Raw genomic sequence first — 14053 nt, 5'->3', positions numbered from 1 at the left:
ATTCTTGCCCCGTCCCGAAACCTCTTTGCCGGCAGGACCGTTGCTTGATCGGACGTCAAGCGCTTCGGGATTGAATTGACCGGGCGTCTGCGCCAAATAAGCACCCACCCTAAAGTCGGGCTCGATTTTGGTGGCGGGATGTGTAGATTCAAGGTCTTAGGGCGTCCTTGCGGCGCTTTGAAGACTTAAGTGGTGAGTACGATGAAAACGGCCAAATTCTCGATCGGACAAGTGGTCCGCCACCGGCTGTTTCCGTTCCGCGGCGTGATCTTCGATGTCGATCCGCAATTCGCCAACACCGAGGAGTGGTACGAGGCGATCCCGGCCGACGTGCGGCCGCGCAAGGACCAGCCTTTCTACCATCTGCTGGCCGAAAACTCGGAGACGGAATACATCGCCTATGTGTCCGAGCAGAACCTGCTTGAGGACCAGTCGGGCGAACCGGTCCGGCATCCGCAGATCGGCGAGATGTTCGACAAGCGGCCCGACGGCCGCTACCAGCCGAAACGTCAGTTGAGACACTGACGCGGGCAACAAAAAAGCGGGGCATGCCCCGCTTTTTTCATGACTCGAGATTGTCCCGGCGATCAGTTGGCGGCTTTGGCCTTGTCCTGCTCTTCCTTGAGCTTCTTGGCGAAGTCCTGGTTGTTCTTGGCCACGAAGTCCTGCAGCTTCTTCTGCCGGTCCTCGATGTCCGACTGCTGCAGCGGCGGGCCGTCATAGGCGCCGCTGAAGCCGGTCAGCGCAACCTTGATCGGGTTCGGCTGGTTCTGGAAATTGACCGAGGTAAGCGTGATTGCCTGGCCCTTCTTGAAGGACGAGACGAGCTGGTCGGTGAGCGGCACTTCGGCCACGCAACGGTCCGGGAAGCAGATCACGTAGTCGAGCTTCTGCGCCTTGCCGGTGTCGATCTGCAGGCCGATGCCCGGAGGCACCAGACGGCCGGTCGGAACCGTCACCTGGAACACCTTGCGGTTTACCTTGCCTTTCAGCTCGATCAGACTGACGCCGGTGACCAGCTGCCCGTTGCCGGCGGTGACGATGTTCTGGACGTTGCAGATATCGACATCTTCCTGCTTGGTGCAGGCCTTGAACCAGCCCTGCGGAATCTGCTGTTGCTGCTGTGCCGAAGCAGCGGGAAGCTCAGCGCCCAGAAAGCCGACCACGCCCGCGGCCATGACCGAAAGGCGGTATGCGTTGCTGTTCAGGCTCTTCATATGGTGTACTTCCTCTCAATGATCCCGGAACCGGCCGCTTCGTGCCGCGTGGTCCCAGCTACCTGTTGCCGAAATGAGGCAACAGCATGACTTCGGTGCGCGTGTTACACTGCCAGCGATGTCGAATCCAGCCCGTTCTCCGCGATTCTTGGTGCGAAGATGACACGGGCAGCCCCTGTGTCGGAGCGCTCGCCGCAGGCCGAACTCTTCTCCCGCAGAGCGATTCAATCCCTGCTTGAAATGCTCTAGGGTGCACAGCGAATCACAAAGCCGCCTGCAAGGAGACGGTCATGGGCCGCGTTCTCGTTTGGCTGATCGCCGCGATCTCGTTTCTGACCGTTTCGCTCCGGCCGGCCGTGTCAGAACCGAGGCATGCCCTCGCCATGCAGGGTGAGCCGGCGCTGCCGGCTGACTATCAGCATTTCGACTACGTCAATCCCGATGCGCCGAAGGGCGGCAGCATCACCTATTGCGTGGTCGGCAGCTTCGACAATCTCAACCCGTTCATCCTGAAAAGCCTGCGCACCACGGCACGCGGCATGATGGACACGATCTACGGCAACCTCGTCTTCGAGCCGTTGATGCAGCGCAATTTCGACGAGCCGTTCAGCCTCTACGGCCTGCTCGCCGACAGCGCCGACATGGATCCGGAGCGCAAGTCGATCGAATTCCATCTCAACCCGAATGCAAAATGGTCGGACGGCGAGCCGGTGACGCCGGAAGACGTGCTGTTCACCTACGATGTCTTCACCGACAAGGGACGGCCGCCCTACAGCGACCGCATGGCCAAGACCGCCAAGCTCGAAAAGACGGGCGACCACAGCGTGCGCTTCACCTTCAACGACAAAGCCGACCGCGAGTTTCCGCTGATCATCGCGCTGACGCCGATCATCCCGAAGCACGCCTTCGACAAGGAGACGTTCGACAGGACGACGCTGAAGCCGGTGATCGGCAGCGGACCCTATACGGTGGATAAGGTGCAGCCCGGCCAGCGCATCGTGTTCAAGCGCAATCCCGACTATTGGGGCAAGGATGTCCCCGCCAAGCGCGGCTTCGACAATTACGACCAGATTACCATCGAGTATTTCCTGAACGCCAATGCCAAGACCGAGGCCTTCAAGAAAGGCATCTGCGCCATTGACGACGAGACCGATCCGGTCAAGCGCGAGCGCGACATGGACTTTCCGGCCTTTCGCAAGGGCGATGTGGTGGCCGAAACCTTCGACACCGGCATCCCGCCGGTGGTGACGGGCTTCCTGTTCAACACGAGGTTGCAGAAATTTTCCAATCCGGTCCTGCGGCGCGCCCTGGGAATGCTCTACGACTTCGAATGGGCCAACAAGAACCTGTTCGCCGGCAAATACAACCGCACCATGAGCTACTGGCAGAATTCCGAGCTTTCGGCGCTCGGTCATCCCGCCGACGACAGGGAGAAGGCGCTGCTGGCGCCCTACCCCGGCCGCGTGCCGGCCGACGTCATGGACGGCAGCTGGCGACCGCCGGTCACCGACGGTTCGGGCCAGGACCGCAAGGAACTGAAGGCGGCATTCGACCTGCTGAAGTCCGCAGGCTACAGCGTCAAGGACGGGACCATGCTCGATCCCGAGGGAAAACCCTTCGGTTTCGAGATCATGACTTCATCGCAAGATGAAGAGCGCCTCGCCGCGATCTACCAGCGCACGCTGGAGAAGATCGGCATCAACGTCACCATCCGCAGCCTCGATGGCGACCAGATCCAGTCGCGCAAGCAGCGCTTCGATTTCGAGGTGCTGATCGGCTCGAGCGGCTTCAACAACTCGCTGTCGCCGGGTATCGAACAGATCGGGCGCTGGGGCTCTGCCGCCGCCAAAGCGGAAGGCTCGTTCAACCTTGCCGGCGTCGCCGATCCGGCCGTGGACGCGGCGATCGATGCGATGCTGAGGGCTCGTTCGAGGGAAGACTATGTCGCGGCGGTGCGCGTTCTCGACCGGCTGCTGATCTCCGGCAACTACATGGTGCCGATGCAGCACAACGACCAGCAGTGGATTGCCTACTGGAATTACCTGGAACATCCGCAAAAGACGCCCATATTCGGTTATCAACTGCCGACCTGGTGGCGCAAGGCGAACTGAGATCCTTCCAGACAGGAGATGAAGATGAGCGACGGGAACTCGATCACGGTCGACGTTGTGTCCGATGTCGTTTGCCCGTGGTGCTTCATCGGCCAGAAGCGTCTCGACAAGGCGATCGCTGCCGCCAGCGACATCGACGTCAATGTGCGCTGGCGGCCGTTCCAGCTCGACCCGACCATCCCGCCCGAAGGCAAGGATCGCCGCGCCTACATGCTGGCCAAATTCGGCAGCGAGGAACGTATCCGCGAGATCCATGCCCGCATCGAGCCTCTCGGCGAAGCGGAAGGGATTAGATTTGCCTTCAGTGCCATCAAGGTAGCGCCCAATACACTCGACGCCCACCGCGTCATCCGCTGGGCAGGTGCTGCCGGCGATGCCGTGCAGAACCGGTTGGTGCGCCGGCTGTTCCAGTTGAATTTCGAGGAAGGCGCCAACATCGGCAACCATGGCGTGCTGGTCGAAGCCGCACGCGAAGCCGGCATGGACGCCTCCGTGGTCGAAACGCTGCTGCCGACCGACGCCGATGTCGAGGCGGTGCGCACCGAAATCGCAACTGCTTCGCGCATGGGCATCACCGGCGTGCCGTGCTTCCTGCTCGAAGGCAAATATGCTGTGATGGGCGCACAGGACGCCGAGACGCTTGCCGACGCCATCCGCCAGGTCGCAGCGGCCAAGGCGCGGGGCGAGTTGGAAACGGCGAGCTAGCCTACTTGACCGTCACCTTGGCCTTGCTGACGAAGAAACCATGGCCATTGCTGCTGCCGCAGGTAAGCCCCTTGGTCGATGACTGGCAGGAGAACGGTCCCTTCTTCCAGCTGTTCCCGTAGGCCAGCTTGGCGACGTCGCTGCAGCAGCCCTGCTCGCCGGGGTTCTTGATCAGCGTCGCCGGTCCCTTTGGCCCAAGAATGACGGTGACGTAACTCGGCTCGACGCGCGAGCAGCTCAGTTCCGGCCCGCCGTCCTGCGGCTGGTAGGTGCTGGTGCCGCCCTTCGGCGTGTAGATGCAACCGATATTGCCTGATGGCGTGTTGAACTCGATCTGACCTTCGGCGCTCGCCGGAATGGTCTGGCTACCCGCATGCGCCAGAGGCATCCAGGCGAAGGCCACGAGCATCGCGACTGAAAATGTACGTGCAGACATGGAAGACCCCTAAGCCAAATGTGTGGATCAGGTTCAATCCGCACGGCTGCATTGTCAAACGCGGCTTGCCGTGCATCTGGGAAGGCGCGAACTGCCCGCGCCCTAAAACGCTTCGTGCGAGACGAATCGATGCAGGCTCGGCTGCCCGCGAGTCATCACGAGAGTATTGCTGGAGTGGTCGGGGATAGCCGATTGGGGGACCTGCCAGTCAGTCCTTCGTAGGAAAATCGGCCGCTCGGCAAGGCGAAAAGGTTCACAAAATCGTGTGAGAAGCTTCCCTTGGGGAAGGTAAATACGGCCGCCGCCATGGCTGCTCAACCTATTGGAATAACTACCAATAATCCGGTTTTTGTGCGCTGCTTCCGCAGCTCGACCTGTTGCTCCATGGCAACGTTGCGTGCGCGTGTTCACAGAGGGTGGGAGAAAATTAATAGAAAATGATCAATTGGTGTTACTATCCGTAACAAAACTAAAAAAGGTTTAGGCGGGATCGTGATTCGGGTCGGCAGACCACGACGTACAGTACCGGCAGAACTACCTAGCGAGGCCGCAAGGCCTTCGCCCCTGACGCCGGTGTCGTCGATGCGTACCTTCTGGGGGCTGATGCGGGCCTACTGGTTCTCCGACCGCTGGAAGGAAGCCTGGACACTCACCCTCGTCATCGCGTTGCTCACGGCGCTGTCCAGCAAATCGGGCGTGTGGTTCGCCGAAGCGTCGGGTGAACTGGTCAATTCGATCGCTTTTTTCCACGATGCCGCAAATACCGCACCCCTGAAGTCGCTGCTGACCAACGCCGGCATCCTGGTCCTGTTGGTCATCCTCAAGGATGCGGGCTTTACCGGCATCCGCAGCCTCGTTTCGGCGACGCTGCATCGCAAATGGCGCGGCTGGCTGGACAGCCGCTTCAACGAAGCGCTGCTCGACACCAATCACACGCATTTCCACGCCCAGCATGGTTCGTCCGGCAACGCGGCTCCCGACAACATCGACCAGCGCATCCAGGAATCGATCAAGGACATGACCGGCGGAGCCATCGGCCTCGCCATGGGCGTCCTGGCTGTTGCCACGTCACTCTATTTCGTCGGCCAGAAGCTGCTTGAGACCTCGGTGGAAGTGAGAGGACTGGAGTTCCTCGGCAGCTACGGCAGCGCGATCCTGGCCTTCCTGGCCGTCGCCACCTATGTGCCGCTGAACACCTGGATCGCGGTGAAGCTGGGCAGATTGCTGGAACGTCTCAACGTCAGGATGCAGCAGTCCGAAGGCAGCTATCGCGGCGAACTGACGACCTTCCTGCGCCGCAGTTTCCATGTCGCCGCCTCGCAAGGCGAGAATGTGCAGAAGTCGATGCACAGCCGGCTCTATGTCGATATCGACCGCACCTGGGCGCGACTGAACATCGTCAACACCAGCTATAATTCGTTCGAGCTGATCTACAATTTCATAGGTGCCCGCATTGTCGCCTATGGGCCGGGCCTTGTTCCGTTCATCCACAACGGCTTCGATCTCAAGGGCTACATTACCGGCTCCGAATTGGTCAATTCGCTGATCAGCCAGTGTTCATGGTTCATCCATGTCATGCCTAATATCGCGACATTGCGGGCCAACAGCCAGCGTGTGACCGAACTGGCGAACGCCATCGAGAACGTCCAGCAGCCGCAGGAGTTCTACAGCCAGACCGGCCGTTCCGACTTCCGCTACGACCGCCAGAACCCGGTTTTCGGCCTGACCATCCAGAAGCTGGAACTGGCACATCAGGGCGAGGACGCGACACCATTCCTGAGCGTGGCGAACCTGCGCTTCCGGCGTGGCGAATGGACGTTCCTCAAAGGCGAATCGGGCTGCGGCAAGACCTCGCTGATCAAGGCGATCAACGGCCTGTGGCCCTATGGCCGCGGCACCATCGTCTTCCCGGAAGGGATCAGGAGTTTCTATGCCGCCCAGGAGGTCAAGCTGCAGCAGGTCACGCTGAAGCAGCTGGTCTGCCTGCCCGGCTCCGAGCAAGATCATGGCGATGCGCAGGTCGCATCGGCCTTGCACAAGGCCGGCCTTGGCGACTTCATCGAGCACCTGGCCGATGAAAGCCGCGAAGGGAAGAACTGGGACCAGGTTCTTTCAGGTGGCCAGAAGCAGAAGCTGGTGGTCGCCCGCATCATCCTGCAGCAGCCTGGGCTGCTGTTCCTCGACGAGGCAACCGGCGCGCTCGATCCCGAAGGCAAGATCGCCTTCCACCAGGCGATCAAGGACAATTGCCCAGACGTCACGGTGATCAGCGTCATGCACGAGGCCACGCCGCCGCGCTCGCTGTCCGGCGCCGAGTTCTATCACAGCGTGGTCGCGATCTCGGACGGCGTCGCGACCAAGAAGCCGCTGGCTCCAAGCCTGCCGCGCGAACTCACCACCATCCTCGCACAGCCAAGGCCGGTCCCAAGGCCGGTCGAGGACAAATGGCTGCGCTTCCCGCGCCGGCTGAAGCAGAAATAGCCCCGCCACCGCGCATCCTTGCCCGCCGGCATCAGCCGCGGTAGTTCGACCTCGCGCGGCGATCACAGTCTCGCGATCTCGCCCTCCGGTGTCGTTTTTGCCCTTTGCCGCGATTGACTCGGCAAGAGGCGCTCCTATGTTGCGCCGGCTCGCAGAATTCAACCTACAGCGCCGCGCGTCACTTCGGACGCGCAAAGGACGCTGTAGAAACCTAGAATTTGCGCATGATCCTTTCCGAAAATCGAAACCGATTTTCGGGGTCATGCGCTAGCCCGCGAGCAGAAAGGTCACCGCGCCATGCCTGGCGACAGTAGTCGAACGCAACCGCCGTCCGCCTAGACGTGACCTGAGCGGTTCACGTCCTGCCGGACGGCAAGGAGTGAACCAATGAACGAACTTTCCCCCGTAGCGGGCGACGAGGCCGTCGCTATCGCCCGTATCCTTGCAAACGATCACGTCGCCGACGTTGTCGAGGCGCTCAACCACGAGCCGCGCGAAACGGCGATCGAGCTGCTTTGCGAAGTGCCGTTCGAGCGGCTGGTCGAGATCTTCGACCAGCCGGAACTCGACGGCGCATCCGAGCTTGTCGAGGCGCTGCCGCGCGCCAAGGCCGGCAAGCTGCTCACCGCCATGTCAGTCGACCGCGCCGCCGATATCCTGCGCGAGCTGGAAGAACCGGCGCGTTCCGAACTGCTCGTCGAACTCGCGCCGCCGCTGCGCGCCACGCTGCTTGCCATTCTGGGCTATCCCGAAGGCAGCGCGGCGTCGCTGATGACGACGGAGTTCGTCAGCGTGCCCTCGGATTGGACCGTGGCCCGCACGCTGGACTACATCCGCAAGGTCGAGCGGACGCGCGAGACCATCTACGCGATCTACATCGTCGATCCCGAGACGCATGTCCTGGTGCGCTCGACGGGCCTGCGCCGGCTGATCACCGGCGAGCCGGAAGATCTGGTGATGGATGTCGCGCTGGATCGCGTGCCGGTGACGGTCTCGCCGCTCACCGACAGCGAAAAGGTGGCGCAGCTGATCTCCAAATACGATTTGCTCGCCGTTCCGGTCGTGGACCACGGCAAGATCCTCGGCATCGTCACCATCGACGACATCATCGACACGATGGTCGAGGGGACGACCGAGGACGTGCATCGTTTCGGCGGCATGGAGGCTCTCGACGAGCCGTATATGAAGATGAGCTTTCTCGCCATGATCCAGAAACGTGCGGGCTGGCTCTGCGCGCTGTTCATCAGCGAGATGCTGACCGCCAATGCGATGCAGAGTTATGAAGGCGAGCTGGAAAAGGCAATCGTGCTCACGCTGTTCATCCCGCTGATCATGAGTTCGGGCGGCAATTCCGGCTCGCAGGCGACCTCGCTGGTCATCCGCGCACTGGCGCTGCGCGAGATCGGCCTTGGCGACTGGTGGCGGGTGGCCTTGCGCGAACTGCCGACCGGGCTTGTGCTGGGATCGATCCTCGGCGTCGTCGGCGTCTGCCGCATCACGCTGTGGCAGTATTTCGGCTTCTACGACTACGGCCCGCACTGGGAGCTGATCGCGGCGACCGTCGGCGCGGCGCTGGTCGGCATCGTCACCTTCGGCTCGCTGTCGGGATCGATGCTGCCATTCGCGCTGAAACGCATCGGCTTCGATCCCGCCAGCGCGTCGGCGCCGTTCGTCGCCACGCTGGTCGACGTCACCGGCCTGGTGATCTACTTCTCGGTGGCGCTGGTCATCCTGCGCGGCACGCTGCTCTAGGCAAACGTCAAGCACTCCCATCGCGGCAATCCTGTTGCCGCGATGGCTGTTGTCAGACAGGCGTCAATCGACGCGCTGGCCGTCCTTCACGCGGTAGGTCGGCTTGTACATGGTGACCAGCTCTTCCGCCGCCGTCGGATGCACGGCCATGGTGCGGTCGAAGTCGTCCTTGGTGAGCCCGGCCTTCAGCGGGATGCCGAGAAGCTGCGCCATTTCGCCGGCGTCGGGTCCGAGGATGTGGGCCCCGAGCACTCTCTTCGAAGCGCCGTCGACCACCAGCTTCATCAGCATCTTCTCGTCACGGCCGGACAGCGTGTTCCGCATCGGGCGGAATGAGGCACGGTAGATTTCAACGTCGGAAAAGCGCTTGACCGCCTCGTCCTCGGCCAGGCCGACGGTGCCGATCTCGGGCTGTGAGAACACCGCCGTCGGTATGGTGTCGTGGTCGGGCGCGGTCGGATTGCCCTTGAAGGCGGTCTCGATGAAACACATCGCCTCGTGGATCGCCACCGGGGTCAATTGCACGCGGTTGGTGACATCGCCGATCGCCCAGATGTTGTCGATGTTGGAGCGGGAGTATTGGTCGACAACAATGGCGCCGGTTTGGCCGAGCTCGATGCCGACGCCTTCCAGCCCCATATTCTCGGTGTTGGGGATGCGGCCGATGGCGAGCATGACCTGGTCGACCGTCAGCACCTTGCCGCCGGTGACTAAAGCGTCCAGCCGCCCGTCCGGCCGCTTGCGGACCCATTCCGACACGGCGTGACAGAGGATTTTTATCCCCTTCTTCTCCATGGTTTCGTGCAGCGCGCGCCGCAGGTCCATGTCGAAGCGCGACAGGATCTCCTTGCCGCGATAGACCAGCGTGGTGTCGACGCCGAGCCCATGGAAGATGTTGGCGAATTCGACGGCGATATAGCCGCCGCCCTCGATCATGATCGCCTTCGGCAGTTTCTTGAGGTCGAAGGCTTCGTTTGAAAAGATGCAATGCTCGTGACCGGGGAGTGCCGGATGTGGCGCCGGGCGACCGCCGGTGGCGATCAGGATCTGGTCGGCGGTGACGGTGCGATCCTCGCCGAGAAGATGCACCACATGCGGGTCGAGCAGCATGGCGCGCGAATGGAAGGTCTCGCCGCCGGCGCCTTTCACGTTCTTCTCGTAGATGGCCTCGAGCCGGGCGATCTCGCGGTCCTTGTTGGCGACCAGCGTCGGCCAGTCGAAGCTGGCCTCGGGCACCGTCCAGCCATAGCCGGCGGCATCTGCGAAATGCTCGGGAAATTGCGAGGCATAGACGAAGAGCTTCTTCGGCACGCAGCCGCGGATGACGCAGGTGCCGCCATAGCGGTATTCCTCGGCGATGCCGACGCGCTTGCCAAGTGCGGCCGCGACACGCGCCGCCCTCACCCCGCCGGAGCCGCCGCCGATGACGAAAAGATCGTAGTCGTAGCCGGCCATGCGCAGATCCTTGCATTCAAAAATGTTTGAGACAGGTATGCCGCCAACCACCAAAAGAAAAGCCCGGACAAAGCCGGGCTTTCTGGTCCAGCGGCCATCCGGCCGCCTGGAAAGGCAAATCAGTTCTGCGTGTTGTCGGCGGGCGCGTCGCCATCGGCTGGGGCAGCGCCGTCAGCAGGAGCCGCAGGGGCCTTGGCATCTGCGGGAGCAGCGGGCGCTGCCGGTGCATTGGCCTTCGCCGCCGCGGCCAGCGTTTCGCCGACCTGCTGGGCGAGATCGCGGGCAAGGCCGTTCTGCCAGATGTCGGCGGCCTTCACCAGGTCGCGCGTCACGGTCGGGCCGCTGTCAAGCAGCTTCTTGCCGGAGTCGGAGCTGTAGAAAGCGGCGATGTCGTTGAGTTCCTTCTCGGAGAAGACCTTGGCATAGGCCAGCGCTGCTTCCTTCTCGAGGTCGGCGCGGCGCGAGGCCAATGCCACCGCCTTGTCGGTGATGGTCTTGCCGATCAGTTCCTGCATGTCCGGGTTCTTCTGGATCAGCTGCTGTTCGAGAGCGGCAGCGGCCTGCGGCAGGATGTTGTCGAACGGGTCGGTGGCGTGGATCGCGGCGACGGCGGCGCGCGCTGCCTTCAGGTGCGATTCGGTCACGTCCTGCGCGAAGACAGGCGAAGAAAACGCGAAAACGGCCGAAGCCACCAGAATGGCCGAAAGGCTGCGAACCCGGTTATGCAACATCATGGTCGGTAGAACTCCCTGGTTTTCGGGCGGCATGGACGGTTTGGATGCCGTCGCCGCCGGCGATGATGGCCGCTGACGCCAGCCCGATGAAAAGACCGTGCTCGACGACGCCCGGTATGGCGTGGAGAGCATTCGAAAGCGCTCTTGTATCCGGAATGCGGCCAAAAGATGCATCGAGGATAAAATGGCCGCCGTCTGTAACAAAAGGCTGGCTCCCCGTCATCCTCAATGTAATCGGACCGGAAAGACCGAGACTTTTGGCCGCTGCACGAACCGCAATTTCGGTCGCCCGCAGGCCGAATTGATTGATCTCGATCGGCAGCGGGAAACGGCCGAGGGTCTCGACCATTTTCGAACGGTCGGCAATGACGATCATGCGCCCGGATGCCGCCGCGACGATCTTCTCGCGCAGCAGCGCGCCGCCGCCGCCCTTGATCAGGGTCAGCGCCGGGTCGACCTCGTCGGCGCCGTCGACGGTGAGGTCGAGCTCAGGCGTTTCCTCGAGCGTCGACAGCGGCACGCCGAGCTCATGGCAGAGCGCGGCGGTGCGCTCCGACGTCGGCACGCCGACGATGGTGAGGCCGGTGGCGACCTTTTCGGCGAGCAGCCGCACGAACTCCTCGGCGGTCGAGCCGGTGCCGATGCCGAGCCGCATGCCTTCGCTCACATGAGCAAGGGCTGCCCGCGCGGCCTCGACCTTCAATTGCCTCGCATCCATGCTGCTGCTGCCCCCTAGAGCAATTCCAGGAAAAGTGTGAAACGGTTTTCCGTCCGGAATTGCGTAGAACAAAGAGATAGAGCGGTTCGGCGTTTCCATGAAACGGTGAACTGCTCTAGCGTCTCGGGCTCCTAACATTTTTGCCAGTCTGGTCAAAGCCCCCGTCTGGTCAAAGCCCTTGGCAGCAGCGTAACGCCTGGCGACGCGCAGGGAGCGATGCGTGGGCAGCCTTCATAGGAATATCTTCCTTGAAATCGTTGACACGGTGACAGCAGGTATGCTACATATCTGTCCATGGTGCTGATTTGCGCCAACGACCCGCCGCCGTGGCGGGTTTTTTCATTTCTGGCGGCTCGCCGCGAATCCGGTGGGTCTGCATGCCTCGACTGCTTGCCAGCCCGCTTGCCTTGACGCGCCGCAGCCGCTATCGCCTGCCGGCATGCAATCGCCACAGGACAGGCCATGACCAGACCGATCATCGTGTTCGACCTCGACGGGACGCTGGTCGACACGGCGCCGGATCTGCTCGACAGCCTCAACCACAGTCTCGCCGCCAGCGAACTGGCGGCCGTCGATGAGGCCGGCTTCAAGCGCTACGTCGGCCATGGCGGCCGGGTGATGATCGAGCGCGCCCATGCAGCACAGCGGCGATCGCTGGCGGCGGACGAGCATGACCGGTTGCTGAAACTGTTCCTCGACCACTACACCGACAACATCCCCGGCAAGTCGCGCCCCTACCCCGGCGTCGTCGAGGCGATCGCCCGGTTCGAGAAGGCCGGCTATCTGCTTGCCGTGTGCACCAACAAATACGAGGCGAATTCGGTTGCCCTGATCGAGGCGCTCGGCCTGGCGAAGCATTTCGCGGCGATCGCCGGCCAGGACACGTTTGCCTTCCGCAAGCCCGATCCGCGCCATCTCACTGAAACCATCAAGCTGGCCGGCGGCGACCCGCATCGGGCGCTGATGGTCGGTGATTCGCAGACCGACATCGACACCGCCAAGGCCGCCGGCATTCCGGTCGTCGCCGTCGATTTCGGCTACACCGACCGCCATGTGCGCGAATTCGAGCCGTCGGCGGTGATTTCGCATTTCGACACGCTGACGCTCGATCTGGCGGAACGGCTGATCGCCGCAGCCGAGGGCTGAGCGACAAACGCAACCAGCCTCCGGCGCCTGCCCGGCCTTGCCACGTTTCAGTCCGTGCGGAATGGTGGCACATCGCCTTGACTTCACGAGGCAGCCTCCCTTATATCGCGGCTCGCTTGGCCTTCGGGCAACGAGCGGGCGATTAGCTCAGCGGGAGAGCACACCCTTCACACGGGTGGGGTCGCAGGTTCAATCCCTGCATCGCCCACCATCTTTTCAAGCACTTAGCAGTGATCGTTTTCCCTTCCGCACAACTATCGGCTTCCGCCAGGGCGTCGGCGTGCCCCAAAAACCTCGTCCGCAGCTTCGCCGTCGTAGCCCGCGAGTCATTTTTCTTGATGGGAGCAGATCAGACATATTTAATTCCTCCCGCACTGCACCGTAACGGCATTGTCCATTGCTTTGTCGGCATAGAAGTAGAAATTCATGAAATCGTCGATTACGCCCACGGTTTCTGCGCTCTCGATGCATTCCTGCACGGCTTCGCCAGAGCCTTTAGAGGCGGCCAGGCACGCTCCTACTTTTTTGCCCTCAGGTTGCGTAATCTCCGGTGACGACAAGCGATGCATCAATCTATCATCTCTTCCACGACTGCTGCGGCCAAAAACCTTCATTTGAAGCATCAAAGAGACTTTTGCACTAGACATATTGTAATTTTTCAAATTAGGTAGAATAATTATTCCATTCTCTATATAATTTTCAAGTATTTCTGTCGGTCGAACCTCACCTGTGGCCACCCTATGCCAAATAAAGCGAAATGCCTCGTCGCATTTATCTGATAGAACCATGTTTTCGAATGCCTTTTCGTCGAAATCCGAATAATTTGCCTCGCGATTTCGCGCCAGACACTGTTGTCCGAAAACATCGCAGCCGAGCGCCAGGGTCAGAGTGGAGACATGCAAGATTTTCAAGAACGCGTTTTTACCGTTCATGGAACGCCTCATCCGTCATCTCCATCAGCGGGTCGAGCAGGTATTCCAGCACCCGCCGATTGCCGGTCTTGACCTCCGCAACGAAAAACCCCGCCGAAGCGGGGTATACTCGATGAAAACATCGCGTGTGGCTAGCGTAGTAGCACGACACCCCCAACCAATGATGCCCCCACGTTTGCGACTGCCGCTAGTATCGAAGTTTTGAGCAGGCTCGGTTTGGCACGTTTGGTCGATGTATCCATTAGAGCTTCCTTTCTGGTTTCAGCGAATGCAAGGCGCTGACTGACAAGCGTAATCAGGAGAAATGGTAGACCGAAGAGACACATGGTTAGGGTAGAGGTGCTATCTAGGCCTAGCGCTACTAGG

12 protein-coding genes and 1 tRNA gene are annotated in these 14053 nt (G+C 61.5%); 7 read left to right on the top strand and 6 right to left on the bottom strand.

Features of this window, described 5'->3' with window-relative positions; translation table 11 throughout:
- Window positions 1-201: 201 nt before the first annotated feature.
- On the top strand, window positions 202-525 hold the full coding sequence (hspQ, locus tag AC04SI_RS18955; RefSeq protein ID WP_192181119.1) for a heat shock protein HspQ: 324 nt from the start codon (window positions 202-204) through the stop codon (window positions 523-525).
- A 62-nt stretch (window positions 526-587) separates the two neighbouring features.
- Here the strand turns inward: hspQ and AC04SI_RS18950 are convergent, their stop codons facing one another.
- A complete protein-coding gene (locus AC04SI_RS18950) occupies window positions 588-1217 on the bottom strand; it encodes an invasion associated locus B family protein (RefSeq protein WP_006199773.1) in 630 nt (209 codons plus the stop codon).
- A 290-nt stretch (window positions 1218-1507) separates the two neighbouring features.
- Here AC04SI_RS18950 and AC04SI_RS18945 point away from each other — a divergent pair, with 290 nt between their 5' ends.
- Window positions 1508-3328, top strand: a complete 1821-nt coding sequence (locus tag AC04SI_RS18945) for an extracellular solute-binding protein (protein ID WP_488474650.1) — start codon at window positions 1508-1510, stop codon at window positions 3326-3328.
- Window positions 3329-3352: 24 nt separating this feature from the next.
- Window positions 3353-4033: a DsbA family oxidoreductase gene (locus AC04SI_RS18940; protein WP_488474649.1), complete on the top strand. Its 681-nt coding sequence runs from the start codon at window positions 3353-3355 to the stop codon at window positions 4031-4033.
- A gap of 1 nt (window position 4034) precedes the next feature.
- Here AC04SI_RS18940 and AC04SI_RS18935 read toward each other — a convergent pair whose 3' ends face one another.
- A complete protein-coding gene (locus AC04SI_RS18935; RefSeq protein WP_404276664.1) occupies window positions 4035-4469 on the bottom strand; it encodes a hypothetical protein in 435 nt (144 codons plus the stop codon).
- Between the two features lie 582 nt (window positions 4470-5051).
- Here AC04SI_RS18935 and AC04SI_RS18930 point away from each other — a divergent pair.
- Both AC04SI_RS18930 and mgtE read left to right on the top strand, forming a co-directional pair.
- Window positions 5052-6950 carry an ABC transporter ATP-binding protein/permease gene (locus AC04SI_RS18930; RefSeq protein WP_404276666.1) on the top strand — a complete coding sequence of 633 codons (1899 nt, stop codon included), beginning with the start codon at window positions 5052-5054 and terminating at the stop codon, window positions 6948-6950.
- Window positions 6951-7337: 387 nt separating this feature from the next.
- Entirely contained in the window at window positions 7338-8702 is a 1365-nt protein-coding gene (gene mgtE / locus AC04SI_RS18925; protein ID WP_404276668.1) for a magnesium transporter, read from the top strand.
- 63 nt (window positions 8703-8765) lie between these two features.
- On the opposite strand, the gene gor is transcribed toward mgtE, so the two are convergent.
- The 3 genes from gor to rpiA all read right to left on the bottom strand — a co-directional run bounded on the left by gor (window position 8766) and on the right by rpiA (window position 11609).
- Window positions 8766-10157, bottom strand: coding sequence for a glutathione-disulfide reductase (gene gor / locus AC04SI_RS18920; protein WP_488474648.1), 1392 nt, complete (start codon window positions 10155-10157; stop codon window positions 8766-8768).
- Between the two features lie 119 nt (window positions 10158-10276).
- On the bottom strand, window positions 10277-10891 hold the full coding sequence (locus AC04SI_RS18915; RefSeq protein WP_488474647.1) for a DUF2059 domain-containing protein: 615 nt from the start codon (window positions 10889-10891) through the stop codon (window positions 10277-10279).
- Window positions 10878-11609 (bottom strand): ribose-5-phosphate isomerase RpiA, encoded by a 732-nt coding sequence (gene rpiA, locus AC04SI_RS18910; RefSeq protein ID WP_404276674.1) that lies wholly within the window; start codon window positions 11607-11609, stop codon window positions 10878-10880. Before rpiA ends, AC04SI_RS18915 begins: the two co-directional genes overlap by 14 nt.
- A gap of 462 nt (window positions 11610-12071) precedes the next feature.
- On the opposite strand from rpiA, the gene AC04SI_RS18905 reads away from it, so the two are divergent.
- Complete coding sequence (locus AC04SI_RS18905; protein ID WP_488474646.1) at window positions 12072-12755, top strand: phosphoglycolate phosphatase; 684 nt, start codon at window positions 12072-12074, stop codon at window positions 12753-12755.
- Window positions 12756-12891: 136 nt separating this feature from the next.
- A tRNA-Val gene (locus AC04SI_RS18900) sits at window positions 12892-12966 on the top strand.
- Window positions 12967-13114: 148 nt separating this feature from the next.
- Here AC04SI_RS18900 and AC04SI_RS18895 read toward each other — a convergent pair.
- The gene (locus tag AC04SI_RS18895; RefSeq protein WP_404276678.1) at window positions 13115-13687 is read right to left on the bottom strand and encodes a hypothetical protein; all 573 of its coding nucleotides are present in this window, start codon (window positions 13685-13687) and stop codon (window positions 13115-13117) included.
- Between the last annotated feature and the right edge of the window lie 366 nt (window positions 13688-14053).

It is taken from the genome of Mesorhizobium sp. CNPSo 4689, assembly GCF_057784325.1.
The sequence above is the reverse complement of the archived record's forward strand: the minus strand, read 5'-3'. Positions and strand labels throughout refer to the sequence as shown.

What these genes read in the sequence shown, in the direction of transcription:
- hspQ (WP_192181119.1), top strand. Translation starts at nt 202, where the DNA reads ATGAAAACGGCCAAATTCTCGATCGGACAAGTGGTCCGCCACCGGCTG.
- AC04SI_RS18950 (WP_006199773.1), bottom strand. Translation starts at nt 1,217, where the DNA reads ATGAAGAGCCTGAACAGCAACGCATACCGCCTTTCGGTCATGGCCGCG.
- AC04SI_RS18945 (WP_488474650.1), top strand. Translation starts at nt 1,508, where the DNA reads ATGGGCCGCGTTCTCGTTTGGCTGATCGCCGCGATCTCGTTTCTGACC.
- AC04SI_RS18940 (WP_488474649.1), top strand. Translation starts at nt 3,353, where the DNA reads ATGAGCGACGGGAACTCGATCACGGTCGACGTTGTGTCCGATGTCGTT.
- AC04SI_RS18935 (WP_404276664.1), bottom strand. Translation starts at nt 4,469, where the DNA reads ATGTCTGCACGTACATTTTCAGTCGCGATGCTCGTGGCCTTCGCCTGG.
- AC04SI_RS18930 (WP_404276666.1), top strand. Translation starts at nt 5,052, where the DNA reads ATGCGTACCTTCTGGGGGCTGATGCGGGCCTACTGGTTCTCCGACCGC.
- mgtE (WP_404276668.1), top strand. Translation starts at nt 7,338, where the DNA reads ATGAACGAACTTTCCCCCGTAGCGGGCGACGAGGCCGTCGCTATCGCC.
- gor (WP_488474648.1), bottom strand. Translation starts at nt 10,157, where the DNA reads ATGGCCGGCTACGACTACGATCTTTTCGTCATCGGCGGCGGCTCCGGC.
- AC04SI_RS18915 (WP_488474647.1), bottom strand. Translation starts at nt 10,891, where the DNA reads ATGATGTTGCATAACCGGGTTCGCAGCCTTTCGGCCATTCTGGTGGCT.
- rpiA (WP_404276674.1), bottom strand. Translation starts at nt 11,609, where the DNA reads ATGGATGCGAGGCAATTGAAGGTCGAGGCCGCGCGGGCAGCCCTTGCT.
- AC04SI_RS18905 (WP_488474646.1), top strand. Translation starts at nt 12,072, where the DNA reads ATGACCAGACCGATCATCGTGTTCGACCTCGACGGGACGCTGGTCGAC.
- AC04SI_RS18895 (WP_404276678.1), bottom strand. Translation starts at nt 13,687, where the DNA reads ATGAACGGTAAAAACGCGTTCTTGAAAATCTTGCATGTCTCCACTCTG.